Source organism: Mangrovimonas sp. TPBH4, from assembly GCF_001280505.1.
Lineage (GTDB): Bacteria > Bacteroidota > Bacteroidia > Flavobacteriales > Flavobacteriaceae > Mangrovimonas_A.
The window spans coordinates 136,990-163,894 of the sequence record NZ_LBIO01000042.1 but is presented as its reverse complement, the minus strand read 5'-3'; the positions used below and the strand labels follow the sequence as shown (position 1 = coordinate 163,894).

25 protein-coding genes and 1 tRNA gene are annotated in these 26,905 nt (G+C 38.6%); 13 read left to right on the top strand and 13 right to left on the bottom strand.

The window, feature by feature from the left end:
- Positions 1-7 precede the first annotated feature (7 nt).
- The 3 genes from rpoN to ZA05_RS06445 all read left to right on the top strand — a co-directional run bounded on the left by rpoN (position 8) and on the right by ZA05_RS06445 (position 2,843).
- A complete protein-coding gene (rpoN, locus tag ZA05_RS06455) occupies positions 8-1,474 on the top strand; it encodes an RNA polymerase factor sigma-54 (protein ID WP_053990863.1) in 1,467 nt (488 codons plus the stop codon).
- A gap of 137 nt (positions 1,475-1,611) precedes the next feature.
- A complete protein-coding gene (locus ZA05_RS06450) occupies positions 1,612-1,998 on the top strand; it encodes a hypothetical protein (RefSeq protein WP_053990862.1) in 387 nt (128 codons plus the stop codon).
- Positions 1,999-2,246: 248 nt separating this feature from the next.
- Positions 2,247-2,843, top strand: coding sequence for a hypothetical protein (locus tag ZA05_RS06445; RefSeq protein ID WP_053990861.1), 597 nt, complete (start codon positions 2,247-2,249; stop codon positions 2,841-2,843).
- On the opposite strand, the gene ZA05_RS06440 is transcribed toward ZA05_RS06445, so the two are convergent.
- From ZA05_RS06440 to ZA05_RS06405, 8 genes are all read right to left on the bottom strand, one after another.
- Positions 2,838-3,533, bottom strand: a complete 696-nt coding sequence (locus ZA05_RS06440) for a porin family protein (protein ID WP_053990860.1) — start codon at positions 3,531-3,533, stop codon at positions 2,838-2,840. The genes ZA05_RS06445 and ZA05_RS06440 overlap by 6 nt on opposite strands.
- A 116-nt stretch (positions 3,534-3,649) precedes the next feature.
- On the bottom strand, positions 3,650-4,129 hold the full coding sequence (locus tag ZA05_RS06435) for a biopolymer transporter ExbD (RefSeq protein ID WP_053990859.1): 480 nt from the start codon (positions 4,127-4,129) through the stop codon (positions 3,650-3,652).
- Between the two features lie 21 nt (positions 4,130-4,150).
- Positions 4,151-4,753, bottom strand: coding sequence for a biopolymer transporter ExbD (locus tag ZA05_RS06430; RefSeq protein ID WP_053990858.1), 603 nt, complete (start codon positions 4,751-4,753; stop codon positions 4,151-4,153).
- Positions 4,754-4,755: 2 nt separating this feature from the next.
- On the bottom strand, positions 4,756-5,205 hold the full coding sequence (locus tag ZA05_RS06425; RefSeq protein WP_053990857.1) for a hypothetical protein: 450 nt from the start codon (positions 5,203-5,205) through the stop codon (positions 4,756-4,758).
- Positions 5,206-5,227: 22 nt separating this feature from the next.
- Positions 5,228-6,007: a MotA/TolQ/ExbB proton channel family protein gene (locus ZA05_RS06420; RefSeq protein WP_053990856.1), complete on the bottom strand. Its 780-nt coding sequence runs from the start codon at positions 6,005-6,007 to the stop codon at positions 5,228-5,230.
- A gap of 73 nt (positions 6,008-6,080) precedes the next feature.
- Positions 6,081-6,168 (bottom strand) — tRNA-Ser (locus tag ZA05_RS06415).
- Positions 6,169-6,241: 73 nt separating this feature from the next.
- The gene (locus ZA05_RS06410; RefSeq protein WP_053990855.1) at positions 6,242-7,273 is read right to left on the bottom strand and encodes an asparaginase; all 1,032 of its coding nucleotides are present in this window, start codon (positions 7,271-7,273) and stop codon (positions 6,242-6,244) included.
- Position 7,274: 1 nt separating this feature from the next.
- On the bottom strand, positions 7,275-8,042 hold the full coding sequence (locus ZA05_RS06405; RefSeq protein WP_053990854.1) for a TatD family hydrolase: 768 nt from the start codon (positions 8,040-8,042) through the stop codon (positions 7,275-7,277).
- Between the two features lie 51 nt (positions 8,043-8,093).
- Between ZA05_RS06405 and ZA05_RS06400 the strand changes: the two genes are divergently transcribed.
- Positions 8,094-8,537 (top strand): TIGR02281 family clan AA aspartic protease, encoded by a 444-nt coding sequence (locus ZA05_RS06400; protein WP_053990853.1) that lies wholly within the window; start codon positions 8,094-8,096, stop codon positions 8,535-8,537.
- Between the two features lie 854 nt (positions 8,538-9,391).
- On the opposite strand, the gene odhB is transcribed toward ZA05_RS06400, so the two are convergent.
- Both odhB and ZA05_RS06390 read right to left on the bottom strand, forming a co-directional pair.
- A complete protein-coding gene (gene odhB / locus ZA05_RS06395) occupies positions 9,392-10,606 on the bottom strand; it encodes a 2-oxoglutarate dehydrogenase complex dihydrolipoyllysine-residue succinyltransferase (RefSeq protein WP_053990852.1) in 1,215 nt (404 codons plus the stop codon).
- A gap of 29 nt (positions 10,607-10,635) precedes the next feature.
- On the bottom strand, positions 10,636-13,392 hold the full coding sequence (locus ZA05_RS06390) for a 2-oxoglutarate dehydrogenase E1 component (RefSeq protein WP_053990851.1): 2,757 nt from the start codon (positions 13,390-13,392) through the stop codon (positions 10,636-10,638).
- Positions 13,393-13,529: 137 nt separating this feature from the next.
- Between ZA05_RS06390 and ZA05_RS06385 the strand changes: the two genes are divergently transcribed.
- Positions 13,530-14,051, top strand: coding sequence for an alpha-ketoglutarate decarboxylase (locus tag ZA05_RS06385; RefSeq protein ID WP_231632457.1), 522 nt, complete (start codon positions 13,530-13,532; stop codon positions 14,049-14,051).
- Here ZA05_RS06385 and ZA05_RS06380 read toward each other — a convergent pair.
- Positions 14,048-14,398, bottom strand: a complete 351-nt coding sequence (locus ZA05_RS06380; RefSeq protein WP_053990849.1) for a hypothetical protein — start codon at positions 14,396-14,398, stop codon at positions 14,048-14,050. The two genes, ZA05_RS06385 and ZA05_RS06380, sit on opposite strands and share 4 nt — an antisense overlap.
- Positions 14,398-15,372 (bottom strand): polyprenyl synthetase family protein, encoded by a 975-nt coding sequence (locus ZA05_RS06375; protein WP_053990848.1) that lies wholly within the window; start codon positions 15,370-15,372, stop codon positions 14,398-14,400. Before ZA05_RS06375 ends, ZA05_RS06380 begins: the two co-directional genes overlap by 1 nt.
- Before the next feature lie 123 nt (positions 15,373-15,495).
- On the opposite strand from ZA05_RS06375, the gene ZA05_RS06370 reads away from it, so the two are divergent.
- From ZA05_RS06370 to ZA05_RS06335, 8 genes are all read left to right on the top strand, one after another.
- The gene (locus tag ZA05_RS06370) at positions 15,496-16,104 is read left to right on the top strand and encodes a TetR/AcrR family transcriptional regulator (protein ID WP_053991039.1); all 609 of its coding nucleotides are present in this window, start codon (positions 15,496-15,498) and stop codon (positions 16,102-16,104) included.
- Positions 16,104-17,450, top strand: coding sequence for a TolC family protein (locus ZA05_RS06365; protein WP_053990847.1), 1,347 nt, complete (start codon positions 16,104-16,106; stop codon positions 17,448-17,450). The genes ZA05_RS06370 and ZA05_RS06365 overlap by 1 nt, the downstream gene beginning before the upstream one ends.
- A gap of 30 nt (positions 17,451-17,480) precedes the next feature.
- The gene (locus ZA05_RS06360) at positions 17,481-18,653 is read left to right on the top strand and encodes an efflux RND transporter periplasmic adaptor subunit (protein WP_053990846.1); all 1,173 of its coding nucleotides are present in this window, start codon (positions 17,481-17,483) and stop codon (positions 18,651-18,653) included.
- Between the two features lie 10 nt (positions 18,654-18,663).
- Positions 18,664-22,200 (top strand): efflux RND transporter permease subunit, encoded by a 3,537-nt coding sequence (locus ZA05_RS06355; RefSeq protein WP_053990845.1) that lies wholly within the window; start codon positions 18,664-18,666, stop codon positions 22,198-22,200.
- A gap of 86 nt (positions 22,201-22,286) precedes the next feature.
- Positions 22,287-24,041, top strand: a complete 1,755-nt coding sequence (gene aspS / locus ZA05_RS06350; protein ID WP_053990844.1) for an aspartate--tRNA ligase — start codon at positions 22,287-22,289, stop codon at positions 24,039-24,041.
- Positions 24,042-24,087: 46 nt separating this feature from the next.
- Positions 24,088-25,875, top strand: coding sequence for a chloride channel protein (locus ZA05_RS06345; protein ID WP_053990843.1), 1,788 nt, complete (start codon positions 24,088-24,090; stop codon positions 25,873-25,875).
- A gap of 3 nt (positions 25,876-25,878) precedes the next feature.
- The gene (locus ZA05_RS06340) at positions 25,879-26,109 is read left to right on the top strand and encodes a hypothetical protein (RefSeq protein ID WP_053990842.1); all 231 of its coding nucleotides are present in this window, start codon (positions 25,879-25,881) and stop codon (positions 26,107-26,109) included.
- Between the two features lie 90 nt (positions 26,110-26,199).
- Positions 26,200-26,391 (top strand): cold-shock protein, encoded by a 192-nt coding sequence (locus tag ZA05_RS06335; RefSeq protein ID WP_053990841.1) that lies wholly within the window; start codon positions 26,200-26,202, stop codon positions 26,389-26,391.
- 63 nt (positions 26,392-26,454) lie between these two features.
- On the opposite strand, the gene ZA05_RS06330 is transcribed toward ZA05_RS06335, so the two are convergent.
- On the bottom strand, positions 26,455-26,904 hold the full coding sequence (locus tag ZA05_RS06330) for a nucleoside deaminase (RefSeq protein ID WP_053991038.1): 450 nt from the start codon (positions 26,902-26,904) through the stop codon (positions 26,455-26,457).
- Between the last annotated feature and the right edge of the window lies 1 nt (position 26,905).

The following is a 26,905-nucleotide window of genomic DNA, read 5'->3' as shown; positions in this document are numbered from 1 at the left end:
TTAAGCTATGCTCAAGCAGTATTTACAGTTCAAATTATCGCAAAAACTATCGCCGCAACAAATTCAATTAATGAAATTGATTCAATTGCCTACACAGGCATTTGAGCAGCGTTTAAAGCAGGAACTGGAAGAAAACCCTGCGTTGGAAAGCGGCAAGGAGAAGCATGACGACCACGAAGACACCTTTGAGGAATTTGATAATTCTGCAGATGAAATCAATGACAATGAAACCATCAATGCAGACGATATTAATGTGGACGATTATTTGAGTGACGACGACATTCCTGACTATCGCACCCAAAGCAATAACTACAGCAGTGACGACGAAGAAAAGAATGTACCTTATGCTGCGGGGACCTCATTTACCCAACACTTGACCAACCAACTCAATACCTTCAGACTTACCGAGGAAGAAATGGACATTGCAGAATTCTTGGTAGGAAGCATAGACGAAAGTGGTTATATCAGGCGTTCATTGCACGATATTGTGGATGACCTTGCCTTTACCCAAAACATTTTTACTGACGTTGAATCGGTTGAAAAAGTACTCCACAAGGTTCATTTATTGGATCCTGCTGGCGTTGGCGCCCGGAACCTACAGGAATGTTTAAGTATTCAATTACATCGTAAGGAGAAAAATCCAGATGTTGAATTGGCCATCGAAATCATCGACAATGCTTTTGAACAATTCACCAAAAAGCATTACAAAAAACTCCTTCAAAAATTTGATGTCACCGAAGAACAACTTAGGGATGCCATTGAAGAAATAGAGCATCTTAATCCAAAACCTGGTGGGTCCTACTCAGGGAACAACAAAATGGTAGAGCACGTGGTCCCGGATTTTGCCATTAGAATTGTTGATGGTGAATTGGAATTGACCCTAAATGGTAGAAACGCTCCCGAATTACATGTTTCGAGGGAATATAGCAACATGATGAAGGGCTATAAGGAAAGTAAAGATAAATCCAAGCAACAAAAAGATGCCGTTCTATTCATCAAACAGAAATTGGATGCAGCGAAATGGTTTATTGAAGCCATTAAACAAAGGCAGCAGACACTCTTCGTTACCATGAGTGCCATAATGAACTATCAGGAAGAGTACTTTCTTACGGGAGACGAACGCAAGTTAAGACCTATGATCTTGAAAGACATTGCGGATGAAATTGGAATGGATGTTTCTACCGTATCCCGTGTGGCCAACAGCAAATATGTAGATACCCCTTACGGCACCAAACTCATTAAGGAATTCTTTTCGGAATCCATGACCAACGACCAAGGAGAAGAAGTCTCTACAAGGGAAATCAAAAAAATATTGGAAACGGTTATCGAAGAAGAGGACAAACAGAAACCACTTACCGATGAGAAGTTAGCTTCCATCCTAAAGGAAAAAGGGTATCCTATTGCTAGAAGAACAGTTGCCAAATACAGAGAACAACTTGACCTGCCTGTTGCTAGATTACGTAAAAAAATATAGTTTTTAAACAATCCTTAACTCTGAATTGTATTTATACGGAAGTTTTCCAAAATTAAAAAAATCGTAAATTGAGATTATTATTAAACATATAAATTCTGACTTTTTTACTACTTGGGTGTTCAAACCCAAAACGGAATTTGATTGTTTCTAAAATTGACTACCAAATTGACTTAACTGAACTTGATTCTGTACGTGAAAATCTGAACGGATATTGGATAATGGATTTAGGGGAAGAGCATTCTGAAACAGAACGAATAGTATGTTTAAAATTCACTAAAAATTCAAGTCGTTGGGAAAATGTTGGTTATAAAAATAATTTTCTAAATCATTCTATTGAATTTACTTCTTGTCAATCCGTTGCGAGCCTGATAAAAGTAAAAGACAGTGTTCAAATTGAGTTTGTTGGAATTGGAAGTACGGACACCTCCAAAATTGAATATTTATCAAAAACTAAATTAATAATAGACGGAATGCCTTATCTAAAACATGAAGGTTATCCAGAATTGAATAAAATAATGAAATGAACATGTGGTAAAACAATATATAATTCATTCCTTACGATGTTCCCCGCAGAAAATCTTCGCAATTTAGCTACCTTAACTTCTTAACCCGAAAATCTTACCGGATTTTAACACAACGAAACCACACAAAGGAATAAAAGATACATTGATTTTCATTTATAAAGAGTTCCTACAAATGGCTTGAATCTCGATAATGAATACTATCTTGTATGCATAATTGAAAGTTGTAAATTACAAGACTGCTTCGTTGCATGCTAAAAGCTATTTCATTTATATTTCATCCCGTGTTAATGCCCTTATTGGGGGTATTGTTCTATTTTTCTAAAACTCCCAGGTATATTCCTGAACCAATTGTTAAGGCCAAGGTATTTTCGGTAAGCATATTGACCATTATCCTGCCCATCCTATTGTTCTACCTTTTAAAAACATTAAAGAAAATAGATTCCTTCTATTTGGAAACTACTAAAGAACGCATCCTACCCCTAGTACTTCAATGCGCCATTGTCATTTTAATTTTTACTAGAGTTTTACCTGAAAATGAAATACCTGAATTGTATTTCTTCTTCATCGGTATACTGTGCTCGACTTTAACCTGTTTGATTTTGGCATTAATGGATATCAAGGCTAGCATCCATATGATAGCTGCTGCTGGATTATTCATGTTTGCCATTGCCATAGGCATCCATTTTCAAATAAATATAAATGGAAGCATTGCACTTATGTGCATTTTTTTGGGAGCTATAGCTACCTCAAGGTTGCATCTAAAGGCACATACGCCCATTGAACTAATAATAGGTTTCTTTATTGGCTTTTTACCGCAATTAATAATGCTGAATTATTGGCTATAGGAAGAAAAACATAAGGCCTATTTTTAGTGTTGTCATCTCCAAGTTTTCATTACTAACTTTGGCATTACCAAAAATAGAATTCAAGCCATAATATAAATGCAAATTGAAATCGTCATAACCGGCACTTAAAGTTAGTCCGTATTGGAAGTCGTTAAAATCGTCATTATTCTTGTATCTAAGCGTTCCTAAACTACCATCATACAACGATGTATTGTAGAACACATATCCTAGCTTAAATCCAGTATAAATACGCCAAAAATCGTACACCTTGGCAGTTGATGTACGCCATCTTATTTCAAAAGGCATTTCAACGACATAAGTGGAGAATCTGTTTTTTGAATAAGACTGTTCGCTTTCGTCTATAATACTGTAATTAAAGCCTCTGTCCCCATTCTTTATAATGGACATATTTTGATTGTAGTTATTTAGAGCAAATCCCAAGCCCAATCCAAAAGCCACATTCCGACGTTTATTAATGGGCATATCCCTTATAAAACCCAAATGCAGACCGTACGAAAAGCCGCTTTGTGAAAGCCCTGACGGTTCCTTGACTAACCAATTATAAGTAACTCCAGCATAAAACTGGTCTTCCCTGTAGTTAGAATCTACAACCAAAGAATCAGTTACAGACTGTGAAAACCCTAACCCAATAATACCAACTAAAAATATGCAGTTCAACCAGTGTTTCATAGACACAAATATAGAAGAATAAAACTTTAGTATTTCAACTCTAAAATAAGCACATAAAAAAACATCCTGATGCAAGCACCAGGATGTTTTCCAATATATTTAACAAATAAAATTATTTAATCATTTTGGGAGATATCACCATTACGTGTTGTATAGTTGATCTTCAAAGCATTCACTTTTCTAAGTTCAGTTTTAATATCACTTACAATTCCCATATTAACCTCCTTATCTACTTTTAAAGCTGTAGTTAAGAAAGGTACCAATTCTTCACGCTTAGAAGCTCTTTCGGCCTCAATGAAAGCTTGAATGTCACTAACATCGGCAAACTTATCGTTGAGCTGGATACGGGCCTCTTTACCAAACGTACTTTGAAATCTATCAGACGGTTTCCCTGCGTAGATGTACATTATCAAGTCTTTTTTGTCAAGCTTTTCAACTTGGTCTGCGAAAGGCAGATCATTTTTGACTTTTAAAGTAGTATCACGCATTACGGTAGCAACCATAAAGAAGAACAAAAGCATGAATACAATATCCGGTAAAGATGCTGTTGAGATCGCTGGTAAATCGCCTGATTTTTTCTTATTAAATTTAGACATAAAATTGTGTTTTCTAAATTACTATTGCACTTCAGATAACTTTTGAGGATACTCAAGTTTTATCTTCTCAATTTTCTCCTTTAGCTTTTCACTTTTGAACTCTGGTGAACGGGAGTCGTCGTAAGCTATTTCCATTTCCTTGAAAGCTCTTCCAAACAACTCTTGTGCACGACGGTTTCTCAACTCGTTATAGGCTGCCACCAACTCGTTTTGTACAGAAATATACATTGAGTATGATGTCTCTCTCTCGTTTTTAAGTGAGATAATTGCTTTATCAGGATTATCAGAAGATTTAGGATCTCTTTTACCTTTACAATAGCCACAAGCGTCATCGCCTGCACCACCACCATTATCCAAAAACTCAACAGCTGCCTTTCTTAAATCCTTCAACTCCATCAATTCGTCTTCTACCAAAAGCTGATCGTTTTTGTTGATCAACACTGTAAAGATGTTTTTTTGCTTAATTACAGGTGGTTCAACATTTTGATCGTCTATTGGTGGTAACTTTCTACTCAAACCAGTATCGGTTTCAATAGTAGTAGTTACCAAGAAGAATATAAGAAGTAAGAACGCAATATCAGCCATTGATCCTGCATTTACTTCGGGTGCTGCTCTTTTTGCCATAATTACTTAATCATTTTTTTAACTCCAGACAACAACATAGATGCCGCTGCTGTAATAATTAGGATGTAGAAGGCTATCAATCCTGCGCCTGCCATGTGAGATTCAGTCTCTGTAGCCAATTTATTATTGTATTTGTATTCCATAGGATCTCCTCCTGATACGGCATACGATACAATCAATATAGCAGCAAAAAGCCCTACTCCTATCAAAGTTCCTTTTAAGGATGCTGTATGTGTCACTAAGTTCTTTAAAACAAAGAACACAACAAATACTAGTATGATCCCTAAAACAATATAAGCTACATAAGCCATTGGATCAACAATTGCTGAGTCACCTGCTGCAGCGGCTGCTTTGATGGCCTCATCACCTTCTCCGATAATTCGGACCAAGAAAATGACTCCTAAAACGCTTAAGATAGCTACTAATATTCTTAAAATTTTGTGTAAACCCATAGTTAATAAAAATTATTGCGGATTATTTTTTGTATCTGATTAACAAATCCATCAAATTAATGGACGCATCTTCCATGTCATTTACGATGCTATCAATTTTTGCAATAATGTAGTTGTAGAAAATCTGAAGGATAATAGCTACGATAAGTCCAAATACGGTTGTTAAAAGTGCTACTTTAATACCTCCTGCTACAAGTGATGGTTGCATATCACCAGCTGCTTCAATTTTATCGAATGCTTGAATCATCCCGATTACCGTTCCCATGAACCCTAACATCGGAGCCAATGCGATAAATAATGAAATCCAAGAAACGTTTTTCTCTAATTGTCCCATTTGAACACCACCATAAGCTACAACAGCCTTTTCAGCAGCGTCGATACCTTCATCATGTCTATCCAAACCTTGGTAGAAGATAGAGGCAACAGGCCCTTTAGTGTTTCTACAAACTTCCTTAGCAGCCTCAATACCACCAGATTGCAAAGCATCCTCTACATTCTTAGTTAATTTCTTAGTATTAGTTGTAGATAAGTTCAAAAAGATAATTCTTTCGATTGCAATAGCCAATCCTAAGATCAAACAAAGCAATACAATCCCCATAAAGCCAGGACCACCTTCAATAAAACGCTTCTTAAGCTCTTGGTGGAATCCAAGAGTCTCTTCAGCAGGAGCAGCAGAGTCTTCATCTTGAGTTACAGTAGCAACAGTTGCAGTAGCTGCGCTGGTAGTAGTGTATGCATTAGCATTAACAGTTCCGAAAGCCATGGTTCCTGCTATGGCTAGGATAGAAAATAGTCTTTTCATTGTTCTTAATCTTAATTTTATTAGTTAAAGTGTTAAAGATATAAAAAATTTGTAATTAAAAATAAAATAAGAGCAGAGAGGAAGGGATTCGAACCCTCGATACGCTTTTGGCGTATACACACTTTCCAGGCGTGCGCCTTCGACCACTCGGCCACCTCTCTGTTTATTGCTTTTTAATAAAGTTTAGCAAATAACCAAAAAACTTTTGAAAGCTAAAAATTTTACGAGTTAATTTTAAGACAATTCTCCGCGTAGCGCGGTTTCAAATATGGTTTTAAATGTTTTTACAGCCACTTTTTCACCTAACAAATACATAAGTTTGGTAATTGCAGCTTCAGTAGTAATATCCTTACCGGAAATAACCCCAATGTTTTGAAGATGTGAACTTGTTTCGTACTGCCCCATAGCCACGCTTCCTCCAGAACATTGTGTGACATTTACCACATGCACCCCTTTCTTTACCAATTGCTTTATAAAATCTACAAACCATGGCGCTGTAGTGGCATTTCCCGCACCATAAGTTTCCAAAATAACACCTTTTATATGAGGATTATGACTCATGCACTCCAAAGTGGTCTTTGAAATACCAGGAAACAATTTAATCAATGCCACATTGGTATCGAACAATTTATGCACCACTAATTTCTTCCTTGCATTTGGCTTAAATAAATAATCATGATTGATTTTAAGGTGAACACCAGATTCTGCCAAATGAGGATAATTTAAGGACTCAAAGGCCTCAAAATGCTCTGCATTAATTTTAGTGGTCCGGTTACCCCTGTATAATTTGTATTCAAAATACAAACCAACTTCTCTTATCACTGGACGATTTCTATGTCGCAACGACGCCATTTGAATGGAGGTGATCAAGTTCTCTTTGGCATCCGTCCTTAAATCACCTATTGGCAATTGGGACCCTGTCAAAATAACTGGTTTGGCCAAATTCTCCAACATAAAGCTCAAGGCCGATGCTGTATAGCTCATGGTATCGCTACCATGTAGTACTACAAAACCATCAAAGTCTAGATAATGAGCCTCAATGATCTCGGCCAACTGCACCCAATACTCTGGACTCATATTAGAAGAATCAATAGGTTCTTCAAAGGATACCGTATTGATATCGCAATCCAACAACTTAAGTTCTGGAATCTGCTTCAGGAGATTATTAAAGTCGAATGCTTTTAAAGCGCCCGTATTGGGATCCTTGATCATCCCAATAGTTCCTCCTGTGTAAATTAATAGAATGTTTGGATGGCCCTGTTCCATATTAAATGTTAAAAATGTCCTTTGAATTTTGGGTAGTTATGTTTGCAATTTCTTCCTCTGAAACATTATATAACTCAGATAGCTTTTCAACTACTTTTAAAATATAGGCGCTTTCGTTCCGTTTTCCACGGAAAGGCTTTGGTGCCAAATATGGTGCATCCGTTTCCAAAACAATATGCTCCAAATCTATTTCATTGATAAATTTATCCAAGCCGCCATTTTTAAAAGTCACCACTCCTCCAATGCCTAACTTCATATTAAAACCTATGGCCCTTTTTGCCTGCTGCAAATTACCAGTAAAACAATGGAATATTCCAAAGAGATCATCTCCTCGCTCGGTTTCCAACACTTCAAAAATCTCATCGAATGCATCACGGCAATGAATCACGATTGGCAATTGATACTTCTTTGCCAATTGTATTTGATGCCGAAAAGCCTTCTTTTGAATTTCCAGTGTAGAGGTGTCCCAATACAAATCAATACCAATTTCCCCTATAGCGCAAAAGGGACGCTTACTCAAAAGTTCTTCAACATGCACCAATTCCTCCTTATAATTCTCCTTTACCGAAGTTGGATGCAATCCAGCCATTAAATGGACATAGTCAGCATACTTCTCCTCCAAATCAAACATTGCATTTGTATAGGAAGAATCGATAGCCGGAATAAAAAACCTCGACACTCCCGCGTCCAAAGCACGCTGAATCATCTCTGCCCTGTCTTCTGCAAAGGCCTCACTGTATAAATGGGTATGGGTATCAGTTATTATCATGCTGCAAAAATATATGTTTTACATCATTATCTTTGCACCAAAGAGATACTAATGGAAAGATTACAGGATTTTTTACTCGAAAAGGGATACACCAAAATAAAACTACACCTTACGCAAACCAACCATTTTGAAATTAAGGCGGCCATTAATGGGGTTAAAGGCTTATTCATTTTAGACACTGGCGCTTCAAGTACCTGTGTTGGCTTTGAAACCGTAGAAAGATTTAATCTAAAAGTCAAAGATTCTGAAATAAAAGCTGCCGGTGCTGGAGCTACAGATATGCTCACACAAATTTCAAAAAAGAACAAAATGAAAATAGGGAAATGGAAAAAAGACAAAGTTCCTATCATTCTCTTCAACCTTACGCATGTCAACACCGCATTGGTAAGCCACAATTCCAAACCTGTAGATGGCATTATTGGCGCCGATGTCCTTAAAAAAGGAAAGGCTATTATTGATTACGACAAGAAGTACCTTTACCTAAAGCTTCCATAGATCTACAATCAATTTTGGAACTTCGAAAGATACCTTCCATAAATAAACTTTTATAAGCTACCAAGGATAAAATTCACACAATAAAAAGACAACCAACAACTTACCGCATTTCTCCTAAAAAACTCTGGCCACAAACCATAAAAACACTTCCTTAACCTCAAAAATACGTAGTACTACGTATTGTTTTACACTCCATTTTTAAAGAGTTTTACAAAGCTATTAATCGATTTATTTAGGAAGCCATAAAGCCTTGATTCAGTTCAAGGTTTTATTCCTATTAATTTCCTTTTAGGAATAACACCATTAAAAATGAAATCAAAATTCACCTTTGTTAACCTTGCGTTAATCATTGCCCTAATTTTGAGCTCCATCTTGATTATTACCATGAACATCTTTGTATGTTTTCATTGAATTTAACCTAAGGTTCATCAATCAGAAAATAATCAAATCAACCAAAACCAAACCAACCCAGAAAAGCGTAAATGTAAAGTTTACGCTTTTTTAGTTCAAAAAATACGTAGAACTACGTATTGTTTGATATTCTTTTATTCGCGAATTTTACAATGCTATTAATTAGTTCTTAGGGAGAATTATAAAAGCTCTGGGTTTATTGTTGACTCAGAGCTTTTATTTCACCACTCCTGAAAAATAATGATTTAAACATTGTCCCAATGAAAAATTCTTATGAACACCAACACAAAGTAGTGGTCATCAGCCTAGTTAGCTGTGCCATCTTAATAATAATCATTAATATTCTTGTTAATTTTTTTTAGTTATTAGTTAGTTATTTTATTTATCAAGAAAAAAAGGCGCAATTATCAATTGCGCCTTTTTAAATATTATGAGGGATGTTATTAAAGCTCCAAAGCTCTCTTAACATCATTGTCCATTAACAATTCTACTGGATTTTCAAGTGCTTCTTTTATCGCTACCAAGAATCCAACAGACTCTCTACCATCAATAATTCTGTGATCATAAGACAATGCCAAATACATCATTGGGTGAATTTCAACCTTACCATTTACAGCAATAGGACGCTCAATAATATTGTGCATTCCTAAAATTCCACTTTGTGGAGGGTTGATAATTGGCGTAGACAACATACTACCAAATACACCTCCGTTGGAAATTGTAAAGGTACCTCCTGTCATTTCATCAACAGTAATCTGTCCGTCACGCGCACGTAAAGCCAAACGTTTCACTTCAGCCTCAACACCTCTAAAGGTCAAGTTTTCAGCATTTCGAATAATTGGAACCATCAATCCTTTTGGCCCAGAAACGGCAATACTGATATCGCAGAAATCATAAGTAATCATTTCCTTGCCGTCTATCATAGAGTTTACTGCAGGATACTCCTTTAAAGCTCTCACTACAGCCAAGGTAAAGAAACTCATAAAGCCAAGACCAACACCGTGTTTTGCCTTGAATTCTTCTTTATACTGATTACGCAATTCAAAAACAGGAGTCATGTTGGCCTCATTAAAAGTGGTCAACATAGCTGTTTCGTTTTTAGCAGACACTAAACGCTCTGCTACCTTACGACGTAACATAGACAATTTAGAACGGGTTTCTCCTCTACTTCCTCCTGTTGGAGTTCCCATAGAAGGTTTCGCATTAACCGCATCTTCCTTGGTCACACGACCATCCTTTCCTGTTCCAGTAACCTCAGAGGCCTGCATCCCTTTTTCTGCCAATATTTTTTTGGCAGCTGGACTAGCAGTTCCTGTGGCATATGTTTTGGTTTCAGCAACCTCAGCAGGCTTTGGAGCCTCTTGTTTCGGCGCTTCTTCCTTAGATTCTTCTTTTACAGGCGCATCACCCTCTGGTTTAGCCGCACTGGTATCTATCAAACAAACCACTTCACCTACAGCTACCGCATCACCTTCTTCTGCCTTAAGCGTAATAGTTCCGCTAGCTTCTGCGGGAAGTTCCAAGGTTGCTTTATCACTGTCAACCTCTGCAATAGCTTGGTCTTTTTCTACATAATCTCCATCTGCAACCAACCATTCTGCAATTTCTACTTCCGTGATGGACTCCCCTGGTGAAGGGACTTTCATTTCTAAAATCATTGTGTTATAATTTTATGTGTGGGATTTTATTATCTCTGGTTATTTTTTGTTTTATCGAATACGAAGTCAATAACTTCTTGGTGACGTTTTTTAGAACGCACACTACTTCCTGCAGCAGGTGCTCCATACGGTCTTCGCGTTGCAGCCCTGAACGTTCTAGCTTCATCAAGATGCATTAACATATGGCTGTAAGCTCCCATATTTCTAGGCTCTTCCTGAGCCCAAACAACGTCTTTTACATCTTTATATTTCGCCATTACTTCCTTAATCTCTTTCTCTGGCAATGGGAACAACTGCTCTATTCTCACTAGAGCAACATCATTCCTATTCAAGTTTTCACGCTCTTCCAAAAGATCGTAATAGAACTTCCCGGTTACAAACACCAAAGTTTTCACATTTTCAACTGCTACATCAGCATCGTCGATAAGCATTTGGAAACCTCCGTTGGCAAATTCCTCTACCGTGGAAACACACTTTGGATGGCGCAACAAACTTTTTGGAGTAAAGACAATTAATGGCTTTCTGTAAGTAGCCTTCATCTGCTTTCTCAACAAGTGGAACATATTGGCAGGTGTCGTACAATCTGCTACAAACATGTTGTCCTTAGCACATAATTGCAGATAGCGTTCCATACGAGCCGAAGAGTGCTCAGCCCCTTGTCCTTCATATCCATGAGGCAACAACATTACCAAACCATTCTGCAATTTCCACTTATCTTCTGCAGCAGAAATATACTGATCCAACATAATTTGGGCCCCGTTACTGAAGTCCCCAAATTGCGCCTCCCAAATGGTTAAGGTTTTAGGACTGGCCATAGCATAACCGTAATCAAAACCTACTACACCATACTCAGAAAGCAATGAATTGTAAACATAGAAATGCCCTTGCTCCTCGCTAATAGTATTAAGCAATACAATTTCCTCTTCACTGTCTTCTACCTTTACCACGGCATGGCGGTGAGAAAAGGTCCCTCTCTCTACATCCTGTCCCGAAATGCGAACATCATGTCCTTCTTCCAATAGTGTTCCGTAAGCCAAATGTTCGGCCATAGCCCAATCCAACCTGTCTTCTTCAAACATAGTTTTTCGGGATTCCACAAGACGCTCTATCTTACGAATGAACTTTTTATCTTTTGGCAAGGATGAAATAACGCCAACTATTTTTTCCAATCCTTCTTTAGGATAGCTGGTATCAACCGGCTTCATCATTTCATCTTCCTTAACCGTTACGTAGTCTACCCATTCATTTTGCATGAACGGTGTAATAACCGTTTTATCTTCTTTCCTTGAATCTTCAAGTTTCTCTTCCAAAGAAGCTTTATACTGAGCCTCCAATTCGGCAACATGGTCCTTAGTGATTACCCCTTCGGCAATTAATCGTTCCGCATAAATATCCCTTGGGTTTTTATGCTTCGCAATTACCTTGTAAAGTAATGGTTGGGTAAACTTAGGCTCATCTCCTTCATTGTGGCCATACTTTCTATAGCCCAATAAATCGATGAATACATCACGCTTAAATTTCATTCTGAAATCCAAGGCAAACAACATGGCGTGAACCACTGCTTCGGCATCATCTGCATTAACGTGCAAGACTGGGGACAAGGTGACTTTTCCAACATCTGTACAGTAGGTACTTGAACGTGCATCCAAATAATTGGTAGTAAACCCAATTTGGTTATTCACCACAATATGAATGGTTCCACTAGTTCTATACCCTTCCAATTGGGCCATTTGCACAACTTCATATACCAAACCTTGGCCGGCAATAGCGGCATCTCCATGCACAACAATAGGCAATACCAATGATGGCTCGTCTGGGTACTTATCATCTTGTTTTGCACGCGTAATTCCTTCCACAACGGCTCCTACAGTTTCCAAGTGCGAAGGGTTAGGTGCAATATTTAAATTGATTTTCTTTCCGGTATCTGTCACACGGTCGCTGGTCCAACCTAAGTGGTATTTTACATCACCGTCAAAAATTTCTTCTTCATAATCCTTACCGTCAAACTCACTAAAAATGTCCTTGGCAGATTTTCCGAAGATATTGGTCAGAGTACTCAAACGTCCACGGTGGGCCATCCCCATTACAAACTCCTTCACACCATATTCGGCGGCGCGCTCAATAACGGCATCCAAAGCCGGGATTAAAGATTCGCCCCCTTCTAATGAGAAACGCTTCTGCCCTACATATTTGGTATGCAAAAAGTTCTCAAAGGATACGGCTTCATTTAATTTTTTTAGAATATGTTTTTTCTGCTCTACAGAAAAATTAGGATGATTGTCATTAATGTTCAATCGCTCCTGAATCCATTGCTTACGCTCTGGGTTTCTTATATACATATACTCAACACCAATGGCATCGCAATAAATAGCTTCAAGGTGCCTGATGATTTCATGTAAAGGCTGTGCGCCAATTCCAAGTATTTCACCGGCGTTAAAAACGGTGTTCAAATCAGATTTGGACAATCCAAAATTCTCGATATCCAAGCTTGGAGCATACTGGCGACGCTCACGTACCGGATTGGTTTTGGTAAACAAGTGCCCTCTCGAACGATACCCGTCGATAAGGTTAACTACTTGAAACTCTTTTTGAAGATGTTCTGGTATTTGGGCAGAAACCCCGTCTACAATTTCACCTTCCATTCCGTAGCTTTCGCTACCGAAATCATAACCTTGAAAAAAGGCTCTCCAACTTGGCTCAACTGAATCTGGGTTTTGTAAATATTGATCGTATAAATCAGCAAAGTATGCTGTATGTGCTGCGTTTAAAAAGGAATATTTATCCATTATGTGTACTAACTGCTTTTCGCTTTTGCAAAATTTGTCCAAAAATACAACTTTTATAAAAATTAGGGATGCTTTTATTATATTTATAACACATAACCATATCAATTTAAATTATCATGAATTTAACCTCAATTCCCTTGAATAAAATTCTACTGCCTTTACTTTTCCTTTGTCTTTTTTCATCGACAGTTTTTGCACAAAACGCCCCTAAAAAGCAGAAAAGTGAGTTTTGGCGACATGTAAGATTTGGAGGTGGAATTGGCCTTGGGTTTGGCGATGGTTTTTTTAGCGGTACATTGGCCCCAAGCGCTATTTATGAATTCAATTGGCAGTTTGCACTTGGCGTGGGGCTCAACTTTTCCTATAACACTCAAAAGGATTTTTATAAATCCACCATTGTTGGCGGAAGCCTCATAGGGCTTTTTAGACCCATAGAACAAATTCAACTATCGGCAGAATTTGAAGAAATGAATATTAGCCGAAACTATGACAGCCGTTTAATTTATCAGGATGAAAACTACTGGTATCCCGCCCTATATTTGGGAGCTGGTTATAGCACAAGAAATGTTACCTTCGGGATTAGATATGACGTATTATATGATAGAGACAAAAGTATATATGCCGATCCATGGGCGCCTTTTGTAAGAGTTTATTTTTAAGAATACTTGTTCTTGAACCACACCTTTTGCCATTCGCGCTTCAAAATCAAAAAGGTAACATCTTCAGATAGCTGCAAGGTATCACTGCCATCCAATTGCTTTATTTTTTCTTCGGAAACATCTATAATGTAGAGTAGATTTAAATAGTCGGCGAATTTTTCGTGAATCAGTTTATAGACGGTTTCCTGCACAAGCAATTTTAAACTTGAAGGCAACACCTGCTCATCAAAATCCAAATCGATATTGGCGTACAGAAAATCCTTATTCAATTGCCGAATCAGTTTCGGGTAAAGATTTTGCTCATTGGCCTGAGCAATCAAATCATCGTATGTTGCAGGCAATTGCATTACACTTCCCTATCCATTAACTGTTCACCAAATACTCTCAAAACATCCTTTCGTTCCTTAGGAATATTCAAGCCTTCAAGAACCATAAACGCAATATTTGTGTAATGTTTTATCGCTTCTTTTGTCGCCTGTGCAGCTCCGGTTGATTCAAAAAACTGTTTTACCGTTTTAATTTTTTCGGATGCATCTGTAGGCTGTATACCATATAAGTGTTGCAGTTGCAAACGATCACTTTCCGAAGAAAACTCCAAGGCTTTTAAATAAAGGTAGGTCTTTTTGTTTTCGATAATATCACCCCCTACTTGCTTTCCAAAACTTTTAGGATCTCCAAAGGCATCCAAATAATCATCTTGCAACTGAAAGGCTATTCCAAGATTTTTTCCAAACTCATAGACCCCCTGCTGATCTTCCAAAGAAACTTCAGCTACAATAGCGCCCATTTGCATGGCAGCCCCTACCAAAACAGCCGTTTTATACTCGATCATTTTTAAATAATCGGGAATGGACACATTGTCCATCAACTCGAAATCCATATCGTATTGCTGGCCTTCACAAACTTCCAAAGCCGTTTTACTGAACAATTTTGCCAACGCCTGAAATACATGCGGCTCATAGTTTTCAAACAACTGATAGGCCAAAATCAACATGGCATCCCCAGATAAAATACCGGTGTTTAAATCCCATTTTTCATGCACGGTTTCATGCCCTCTACGCAATGGTGCATCGTCCATGATATCGTCATGCACCAAGGAAAAGTTGTGAAACACCTCTATACTCAAAGCGGCTGGAAGTGCTTTTTTCATTTCACAACCAAACATCTCTGCGGTCATTAATGTAAGCACAGGACGCAATCGCTTTCCTCCCAAATTGAGGATATAATTAATAGGATTGTATAAAGAAACAGGTTCTTTTTGAACCGTAAAAGTCTGTAAATACTCGCTAAAAGTATCTTGATAGTATTCCACGTTTTGCATCGGACAAAAATAAGGTAATTGACCTTATAGACACAAATGTTTCTCCTTAATATTAATAATATGTTAAAACCTAGGAAACTTTTTTTGTTTTTAAAGTTTCCAGAGGTATATTTGCCGCTTATTATGAAAGATGACATTTTAAAAACCGCCGCAGAGCTCTTCTTAACCTATGGTTTTAAGAGCGTTACAATGGACGAAATTGCCAACGCACTTGGCATGTCCAAAAAGACCATCTATCAATATTTTGAAAACAAAAACGTATTGGTAGAAGCCACAACGCTGTATATGTTCAATCTCATTTCCAATGGTATAAATGAGATCCGAGCACAGAAACTCAATCCTATTGAGGAAATTTTTGAAATTAAGAAATTCACCATGCAACATCTTAAGGATGAAAAGTCCTCTCCTCAATACCAATTGCAGAAGTATTACCCCAAGATTTTTGAATCTTTAATGACCAATCAATTTTGTGTTATGGAAGATTGCGTAGCCTGTAATTTAACCGAAGGGGTTGAACAGGGATTGTACAGAGACAGCATTAACGTACAGTTTATTACCAAAATATATTTCAACTCCATGATGGCCTTAAAAGACAAGGAATTGTTCCCGTTGAACAATTTTTCAATGCATGAGTTAATGAACCATTATTTGGAATATCATTTACGCGGCATTTGTACAGACAAAGGCCTAGAGACATTAAAAAAGTACACAAACACAAATCGATCAACATAATGAAACACAAACTGATTTTAACCTTTAGTTTACTGTGCACCCTTACTTTTTGGGGGCAGGAAGAGACTCATACCTTCAGCTTGCAGGAAGCCATAGACTATGCATTGGAGCACAACCGCTCTTCCATTAATGCAGCACGGGATATTGAAGCAGCCGAAAAGCAGAAATGGGAAACCACTGCTACAGGCCTACCTCAAATTGACGCCACGGTAGATTACCAAAATTGGATCAAACAACAAGTATCTCTTTTACCTGGAGAACTTGCCGGCGGTGAACCTGGAACTTTTATCCCGGTAACATTTGGGACCAAGCACTCCATGACTGCCACTGCCACCTTAAACCAGAAGATTTTTGACGGCTCATACTTGGTTGGTTTGCAATCGGCCAAAGTGTATTTGGAGATTTCTCAAAATGCAAAAGTAAAAACAGATCTTGAAGTAAGACAAGCTGTGATTAACGCCTATGTAAATGTATTGTTTTCAGAGGAAGCTTTAGACATTTTAAACAAGAACCTAGCCGTGCTTCAAAAGAATCTGGAAGAAACCACTAAAATATTCGAAAACGGATTGGAAGAAGAAGAAAGTGTAGAGCAATTACAAATCACACTGTCTGGAATTGAAAGCCAATTGAACAACACCAAGCGCTTAAAAACCTTGGCCTATCAAATGTTCAATATCACTTTAGGTATAGATTTAAATTCCAATACCACTTTAACCGATAACTTATCCATTCTTACAGAAGAAAATATGGACTTGGGAATTTTACAAGCCGATGAAAATATAGAAAACACCATCGATTATAAAATTGCCAAAAATGACATGGTTTCCAAAGAATTGTTATTGAAATTGGAAAAAAGCAAATTCCTCCCTACCCTAAACGCCTTTGTAAATGGCGGTTATTTGGGTTTTAATGACGAGTTTGGCTTTTTACGAGGCGAACAGGAATGGTTTGGTACGTCCATGTTTGGGCTCAGCCTAAATATTCCAATTTTCAGCTCGGGAATGCGAAGTGCCTCTACTCAAAGAGCCCGAATCAACTACGAAAAAGCGCAAACTGATCTTAATGAAATAGAACAACAATTGAAACTTCAAATTGCCTCGGCAAAAAGCGACTATCAGTTGGCAATGGAAGAATACCAAAACAAAAAGAAAAACCTTAACCTAGCCGAGCGTATCGAAACCAAAAACGAAACCAAATTCTTTGAAGGCGTTGGCTCTAGTTTTGAGTTGAGACAGGCACAAACCCAGCTTTACACAGCACAGGAGGAGTACCTTCAGGCCATGATGCAGGTCATCAACACCAAAGCCGAATTGGAAACAGCACTTAACACAGTCCTAATAAACTAGTCAATCATAAACACACAGAACATTCAAATCATGAAAAACATATTTTCCATCATAACACTAGCATTTCTTTTGGCTTCCTGCGGAGGCGAGAAGAAAAAGAATTCCGTAGAAAATGTTTTAAGCTCCAACAACTTAGAATTAATTAGAACCAAAAGAGCGGAAGTAGTTGCCGAACAACAAGAAATAGCAGGCAAACTAAAACAATTGGATGAGGCCATTGCTAAATTGGACACTGTAAAACACATGCCATTGATCACCACTTTTACAGCAAAGCAAGAGGAATTCAAACACATGTTGGACATTCAAGGTAATGTTACAACCAAAAACCTTTTGGTCATTACTCCAGAATTCAACGGAATCCTAACCGATATCTATGTTAAGGAAGGACAACAAGTTACCAAAGGACAAATTTTGGCAAAAATTGATGATGGTGGATTGAGCCAACAATTAGCACAATTAGAAATTCAGGCAGAATTGGCCAAAACTACTTTCGACCGTCAAAAACGTCTTTGGGATGCCAATATTGGAAGTGAACTACAATACTTACAAGCCAAGTCTTCATACGAAGCCCAAACTAAAGCCATCAACCAATTGCAACAGCAAATTTCAAAAACAAGAGTAACCGCACCTTTCACCGGAACCATTGACGATATCATCACCGAAAAAGGGAGTGTAGTTGCCGCGGGACAATCGCAATTGATGCGTTTGGTAAACCTTAAGGATATGTACATTGAAACCGATGTACCTGAACGCTATATTACAGATGTTACCAAAGGAAAAGAAGTGATTGTGGAGTTCCCGGTTTTAAACAAAACCATAAACACCAAAATTCGTCAAGCAGGAGACTACATCAACCCGGCAAACAGAACGTTTAAGGTTCAGGTAGATATCCCAAACAAGGACCAAACCATTAAGCCTAACCTAACGGCACGTTTAAAAATCAACGATTATACCAATGAAAATGCCTTGCTGATTCCTCAAAGTATCATTTCGGAAAATGCAAGTGGAGAGCAATACATCTATATCATCAAGGACAAAAACGGAAAAGGTGAAGGACAGGCCAATCGTGTCATCATCCAAACAGGAAGAACCCAAGGAGATGTCATCGAAGTTTTGAAGGGCATTGAAAACGGAGCCGAAATTATTCAAGAAGGTGCCCGTAGCGTTAAGGATGGACAAAAAGTTAAAGTAATCACTTACTAAACCAACAACAATGACAGATAAAAATCAAAAACTGGTCAATAAGGAATTCCGTTGGTCTTCTTGGGCAATTGACAACAAAACCACAATGTATGTACTTATTGTGGTGATTTTCTACCTTGGTGTTGGTGCATTTTTTGACATGCCAAGGGAAAACTTCCCGGAGGTTAATGAAACCAAAATATATGTAAGCTCGGCATTCCCCGGAAACACTGCCGAGGACATTGAAAAACTAATAACAGACCCTCTTGAAGATCGGCTAAAAACTGTGAGTAACGTTGTTGAAATTACCTCAACCTCACAGGAAGATTACGGAATGGTGATTGTGGAGTTTGACGAAAACATTACCGTTGAAGAAGCCAAACAAAAAGTAAAGGATGAAATTGACCAAGAAACTTCTGGTGAAGATTGGCCAACCTTTAACGGGGCTAAAGTAGAGCCGGATGTCTTTGAATTAAGCCTTTCTGAAGAAATGCCTATTCTCAACATCAACATTTCAGGAGATTATCCAATTGAAAAGCTTAAAGAATACGGAGAATACCTTCAAGATGAAATTGAAGATTTATTAGAGATTAAAAAGGTAGACATCCGTGGCGCTCAGGAAAAAGAAGTAGAAGTAGCCGTAGACATCTATAAAATGATGGCTGCTGAAGTCACCTTTAACGATATTATAGGAGCCATAAAAAATGGTAATATCACACAAGCTGCAGGTAACCTAAAGGCTAGCGGACAACGTCGTACAATCAGAGTTATAGGAGAAATTGAATCCCCTAGTGAGCTAGAGAATTTTGTTGTAAAATCTGAAGGAGGTAATGCCATCTACCTGAAAGACGTGGCTAAAGTAACATTCAAAGAAGAGGACAAAACAACCTACGCCCGTGAATTTGGAGAGCCTGTAGTGATGCTGGACGTTAAAAAGCGTGCTGGAAAAAACATGGTGGATGCAGCTAACCAAATTAACACAATTGTGGACAATGCCATTAAAGATGTATTTCCACAGGACTTAAAGGTGACCATTGCGAACGATCAATCTTCGGTAACAATTGGTCAAGTAGATGATTTGGTAAACAACATCATTTTTGGGGTAATTCTGGTAGTAACGGTTTTGATGTTCTTCTTAGGGTTTAAGAATGCTATTTTCGTAGGGTTTGCCATCCCAATGTCTATGTTCATGTCCTTAATGATCTTAAATTTCTTTGGAATTTCATTAAACACCATGGTGTTGTTCGGACTTATCATGGGGCTAGGGATGTTGGTAGACAACGGTATTGTTGTGGTTGAAAACGTATACCGACTGATGGACGAAGAAGGCATGAGCCGTTTGGAAGCCGCCAAAAAAGGAATTGGCGAAATTGCCTTTCCTATTATCATCTCTACCGCCACAACCGTAGCAGCATTTATCCCATTAGGCCTATGGCCGGGATTAATGGGAGAATTCATGATGATTTTACCACAAACCCTGTCTATTGTATTAGGTTCTTCATTGTTTGTAGCTATCTTCTTCAATTCTGTATTGGTGTCACAATTTATGACCACCGAGGATAAGGACATGCCTTTAAACAAAATCATCAAGCTAACCACAATAATGGCTGTAATAGGTATTTTGATATACCTTTTTGGAGGCACCTACAAAGCCCTAGGGTCATTAATGGTATTTTCTGCCATAATGCTTTGGGTGTATCGCTTATTCCTAAGAAATTGGGCCAACACCTTCCAAACAAAAATATTAGTGAAATTGGAACGTTGGTACGAAGGACAGTTGCGTTGGGCTCTCTCTGGCAAGAAACCTGCCTTCATTACGATCGCTACGTTTACCGCACTAATAGCTTCGTTTATTGCCTTTGGAGTTTCCTTGGCAACACAGCGAACCAAAGTAGAATTCTTCCCTGACAATAAACCTAACCAGATTATTGTTTACATAGAATACCCCCAAGGTACGGCTATTGAAAAAACCAATGCCATTACTAAGGAAATAGAAAAACGTGTATATGAAGTTCTAGAGACTAATCAATATAAAGATGGCAACTACAACTTTATGGTTGAAAGTGCCGTGTCACAAGTTGGTGAAGGAGCTGGAAACCCGCAGACCGATGGCGGTTCTTCTGCCGAGATGCCTCACAAAGCAAAAATTACCGCTTCCATGAGGGAATACAAGTTCCGAAGAGGGGAAGACAGCGAGCTCTTGCGTCAAAAGGTACAGGAAGCGTTGGTGGGTATTTACCCTGGAGTTTTGATTTCTGTGGAAAAAGATGCCAATGGACCACCAGCAGGTTCTCCTATCAATATTGAAATTGAAGGTGACGATTACAATGAACTGATTGCTACTGCCGAAAATATGCGGGAATTTATCAACTCAAGAAATATCCAAGGTATCGACGAGCTTAAAATAGATGTCAACAAAAATAAGCCCTCCATGAAGGTGGTAATTGACAGAGAGAAGGCAGGAGAACTTGGTGTAACCGCAGAACAAATTGGAACACAATTACGTAATTCCATCTTCGGTACCAAAGCGGGCATCTACAAAGAAGATGGAGATGATTTTGACATCTACGTTCGTTTTAATGAAGAAAACAGATACAATACCAGTGCCCTGTTCAACCAAAATATCACTTTTAGGGATAACACTGGTAAAATTAAAAGCATCCCTGTTTCAGCCGTGACCAAGCACGAAAACAATTCTGGATTTAGCGCTATAAAACACAGAGATACCAAACGGGTGGTAACAGTTTATTCGGCATTGTCACCTGGATTTACAGATGCAGGGGCCATTGTAACCCAAATTCAGAATGAAATGAAGAGTTATGAAGGCTTACCAGAAAACATCAAAATAGATTATACTGGACAAATTGAAGAGCAGAACAAGCAGATGAAGTTCTTGATGGGCGCGTTCTTTACTGGATTGGGCTTGATTTTCTTCATCTTGATTTTCCAATTCAACTCCATCTCCAAACCAGCCATTATCATGCTGGCCATCCTCCTAAGTTTTATTGGGGTGTTTGGTGGACTTGTTATCACTGGATGGGCTTTCGTAATCATGATGACCATGGTAGGAATCATCTCCCTTGCCGGTATCGTGGTAAACAATGGTGTGGTACTCCTCGATTATGCACAACTCTTAATTGATAGAAAGAAAATTGACAGAGGATTGGATGATGATGAATACCTCTCTGTTGAAGACCTTTTTGAAAGTATTGTAAGAGCAGGTAAAGCACGTTTACGTCCTGTATTGCTTACGGCTATCACTACTATTTTGGGATTGATCCCATTGGCGATAGGACTGAACATTAATTTCTTTACACTCTTTAGCGAATTCAATCCTCACATCTATATGGGAGGAGACAACGTAGTATTCTGGGGGCCATTGGCATGGACAGTAATCTTCGGACTTTTCGTTGCTACGTTCTTGACCTTGATTGTAGTTCCGGTACTGTTTTTCTTATCAATGAAACTCAAAATGTGGATTAGAAGTAAAATCGCACCCGAAAAGACCGAAACCGAAGAATCGTTTTCCTTACAAGAGAAAGTTGAAGCTCACCCGAGCATTGATTAATAGCGGAGAAGGCCCTGACAAATGTTAGGGCTTTTTTATTTTTTAATCAGTTATCTTCATTAAATTTGCACTTCAAAATTTAAGGTATGTACAGAAGTCATAATTGTGGTGAATTGAATGCATCACACATCAATAGTGAAGTTACTCTTGCGGGTTGGGTACAAAAAGTAAGAGACAAAGGTTTTATGGTATGGGTAGATTTACGTGATCGTTACGGGATTACCCAACTTATTTTTGATGAAGAACGCACGCCAAAGAACATCATGGAACAGGCCCAAAAGTTGGGGCGTGAGTTTGTAGTTCAGGTAAAAGGAACCGTTATAGAGCGTGCTTCCAAAAACCCAAACATGGCTACTGGTGATATTGAAATTTTGGTTTCGGAACTTACCCTGTTGAACGGTGCCAAACTACCACCCTTCACTATTGAAGATGACACAGATGGCGGCGAAGAATTACGTATGAAATATCGTTACCTAGATATTAGACGTAATCCTGTTAAAAACAGTTTGATTTTCCGTCATAAAGTAACCCAAGAGGTTAGAAATTACCTTTCAAAAGAAGGGTTTATTGAAGTTGAAACACCTTATTTAATAAAATCTACACCGGAAGGTGCACGCGATTTCGTAGTACCTAGTAGAATGAACCCTGGGCAGTTCTATGCGCTTCCTCAATCTCCACAAACATTTAAGCAATTGCTTATGGTAGGTGGTATGGATAAGTACTTCCAAATTGTAAAATGTTTCAGGGATGAAGATTTACGTGCAGACAGACAACCAGAGTTTACACAAATAGACTGCGAGATGGCCTTTGTTGAGCAAGAAGATATTCTTAATGCTTTTGAAGGTCTTACAAGACATTTGCTGAAAGAAGTAAATGGCGTTGAAATTGACCAATTCCCAAGAATGCTTTACGATGACGCCATGCGTTTGTACGGTAACGACAAACCAGACATCCGTTTTGGAATGCAGTTTGGAGAGCTTAACGACGTTACGCAGCACAAAGAATTCCAAGTATTCAATGCTGCTGAATTGGTAGTTGGTATTGCTGTACCTAGCGGAAATGCTTTTACCAGAAAAGAAATCGATAAACTTATCGCTTGGGTAAAACGTCCTCAAATTGGCGCCATGGGAATGGTTTACTGCCGTTACAATGAGGATGGTTCCTTTAAATCTTCCGTAGATAAATTCTACGATCAGGAAGATCTTGCCAAATGGGCAGAGGTTACCGGAGCCAAGCCAGGAGATTTGATTTGTATTTTATCTGGAGACACCCATAAAGTAAGAACCCAGCTAAGTGCCTTAAGAATGGAATTGGCCGAACAACTAGGCTTACGCAAACCAGATGAGTTCGCACCATTATGGGTTATGGACTTCCCTCTTTTGGAATGGGATGAAGATACAGAGCGTTACCATGCCATGCACCACCCGTTCACCTCTCCTAAACCAGGGCAATTGGAATTATTGGAAACCGATCCAGGCGCTGTAAAAGCCAATGCCTACGATTTAGTATTAAACGGAAATGAAATTGGGGGTGGCTCCATAAGAATTCACGATAAAAAAACACAGTCTTTAATGTTTGACTATTTAGGGTTCACCCCTGAAGAAGCCAAAGCTCAATTTGGATTCTTGATGAATGCCTTTGAATACGGAGCACCGCCGCACGGTGGTTTGGCCTTTGGTCTTGACCGATTGGTCGCAATTCTAGGTGGACAGGAAACCATTAGAGATTTTATAGCATTCCCGAAAAACAATTCCGGAAGAGACGTCATGATTGATGCTCCCGCAGCGGTCGACGATGCCCAACTGGACGAATTAAGCTTAAAACTAAATCTAAATTCATAAAAAATTAAATCCTGCAACTTGCAGGATTTTTTAGTAGTTTTAGGTTATGCCTGCAAAATCATTGTACAAGAGCTTATTGATTTGGAGAGCCAAACACATCTCCCATAAGCAATTTGTTTATTTCCTGAGTATACTGGTTGGTTTCACCTCTGGGGTTGGAGCTGTGGTCCTAAAAAACTTGACGCACTTCATACAACATTTACTGGAAGGACGTTTGGTACAATACTACCATCATGCCTTTTACTTTTTGTTCCCCATCATCGGCTTTACCTTGGTGTATCTCATCATTAAATACATCATTAGGAATAAGGTAAGCCACGGGATTCCATCTACTCTATTTGCCATTGCCAAACGCAAAGGAGTTATGAAACAATACCAAATGTTCGGGTCTATATTAACGGCCCCGATTACGGTTGGTTTTGGTGGATCTGTGGGACTTGAAGGCCCTACCGTGGCCACAGGAGCTGCGATAAGTTCCAATATTGCACGCATGTTCCACATGAACCAGAAAACAAAAAACCTGTTAATTGGTTGTGCCGCCGCAGGCGCCCTGTCCTCGATTTTTAAAGCGCCAATTGCTGCTATTGTATTTGCCATTGAAGTGTTTAGTCTGGACTTGACCATTGCGTCCATGCTTCCTTTGCTATTGGCCTCCCTTTCTGCAATTATGACATCGTACTTTTTCTTTGGAAGCGACATCTTATTGCCGTTTAGAATTGAAGACCACTTTAAGGCTTCCGATTTACCTTTTTATGCCATCTTAGGAATTTTTGCAGCATTCACATCCATTTATTTCACCGAAGCATATGAACGCATCCAAAAATTATTTAAAAAAATAGACTCCCCCATTAAAAGGCTACTCGTAGGGGGAGCCGCCATTGGAGTACTCATTTATTTCATCCCACCGCTTTACGGTGAAGGATTTGACGTCATGAACAACCTTATTGCTGGAAAGCCTGAAAAAGCTTTGGTAAACAACTTTCTTCATTTGGACCTTAATAATGTATGGATTGTCATTGGACTATTGGCCGGATTGGTATTTTTCAAGATCATCGCGAGTGCCATCACTTTTGGGGCCGGAGGTGTTGGAGGAATTTTCGCCCCTACTCTTTTTATGGGAAGCATTATGGGGAACTGTATTGCAAAGGTTCTCAATAACACCGTTCTAATTAACAATCAAATTTCCGAAAGTAATTTTACACTTGTGGGCATGGCCGGATTAATGGCAGGTGTGCTACATGCTCCTCTTACTGCTATTTTCCTGATTGCTGAATTAACCGGAGGCTATGAACTTTTCATCCCATTGATGTTAACGGCTACCATTTCCTTCGCCATTACCAAATATTTCTATCCACATTCCGTTTATAGTATGGAGCTTGGAAGAAAGGGAGAACTCATAACGCACGACAAAGATCATGCGGTGTTAACATTGATGGACATCAATAAGGTTATCGAAACCAATTTTATTCCTGTAAATCCAGAAATGACGCTTGGTGACATTGTACATAAAGCCGTGGTTAAGTCCAGCAGAAATATTTTTCCGGTGATACGAAGCAAAGACCAAACCCTTAAAGGGATTATTTTATTGGATGATATTAGGCAAGTGATGTTTGACCAGAGTCTCTATGATGAAATCAAAGCCGAAGAGGTCATGCAAAATCCTCCGGAAATTATCGATATTGAAAGAGACAAGATGACGGATATTATGAAGAAATTCCAGGACAGTAATGCTTGGAACCTTCCAGTTGTAAGGAACAATGTGTACGTTGGCTTTATTTCCAAATCCAAATTATTGACGGCTTATCGTCGAAAACTAATCAATATTACGCATTAAAACATGAAATATATTATTGCCATTTCCTGCATTCTTTCTGTGCTTAGCATTGCTTGCGGATTCCTTTTGGATGTCCACTATTCACAAAAACTCATTGGTTTTGGGGTAGTTGGCCTTTTTGTAGTTGTGTTTCCGTTGTTCTCATACTACCGATGGAAGGACAAAGACATGAAGGACTATATGATTAATAAAGAGAATCTCGAAAAAATGCGAAATCACAAAAAAAAATACTGATAATCAATTTTTTAAATAAAAATACAATTCCTTAACGCTTGATACAATTATAAATCATACATTTATGTTTTAATAATAATTTTTTTTACCATGACTGGAACAGTTAAATTTTTCAACGATTCAAAAGGATTTGGATTCATCACCAACAACGAAACAGGAAAAGACATTTTCGTTCACGTATCGAACTTGAACGGTATCGAATTACGCGAGGGCGATAGTGTAGAGTACACTGAAGAAGAAGGAAGAAAAGGACTAGTTGCCGCTAATGTGCAAGTGGTTTAACGAGATATATCTTTAAACACAGTTTCAGCGCTTAACAGTATTGTTAGGCGTTTTTTTTTGCGTTCAATTGAGATTTCGCTTCTCTATAAAAAAGCGCTTCATCAATTGGGAAGCCTCTGTTTCCAGAACACCTCCTACCATTTTTGTCTTGGGATGGAGCTTGGTTTTTAAATTGATACAGCCCCGCTCCTCATCTCTTGCTCCATATACAATTTCACCTATTTGGCTCCAATACAAGGCCCCCGCACACATCTGGCAAGGCTCCAAAGTAACATAAAGCGTACAATTATTTAAATACTTGCCACCTAAAAAATTTGCCGCTGAAGTAATGGCCTGCATTTCGGCATGGGCGGTGACATCATTCAACATTTCGGTTAAATTATGTGCTCTTGCAATGATTCTATTATCCACCACAATCACGGCTCCTACAGGAATTTCTCCTTTCTCATAAGCTTCTTCGGCCTCCTGCAGGGCTTTCTTCATAAAATAGACGTCATCAAAAGGATTTTCCATA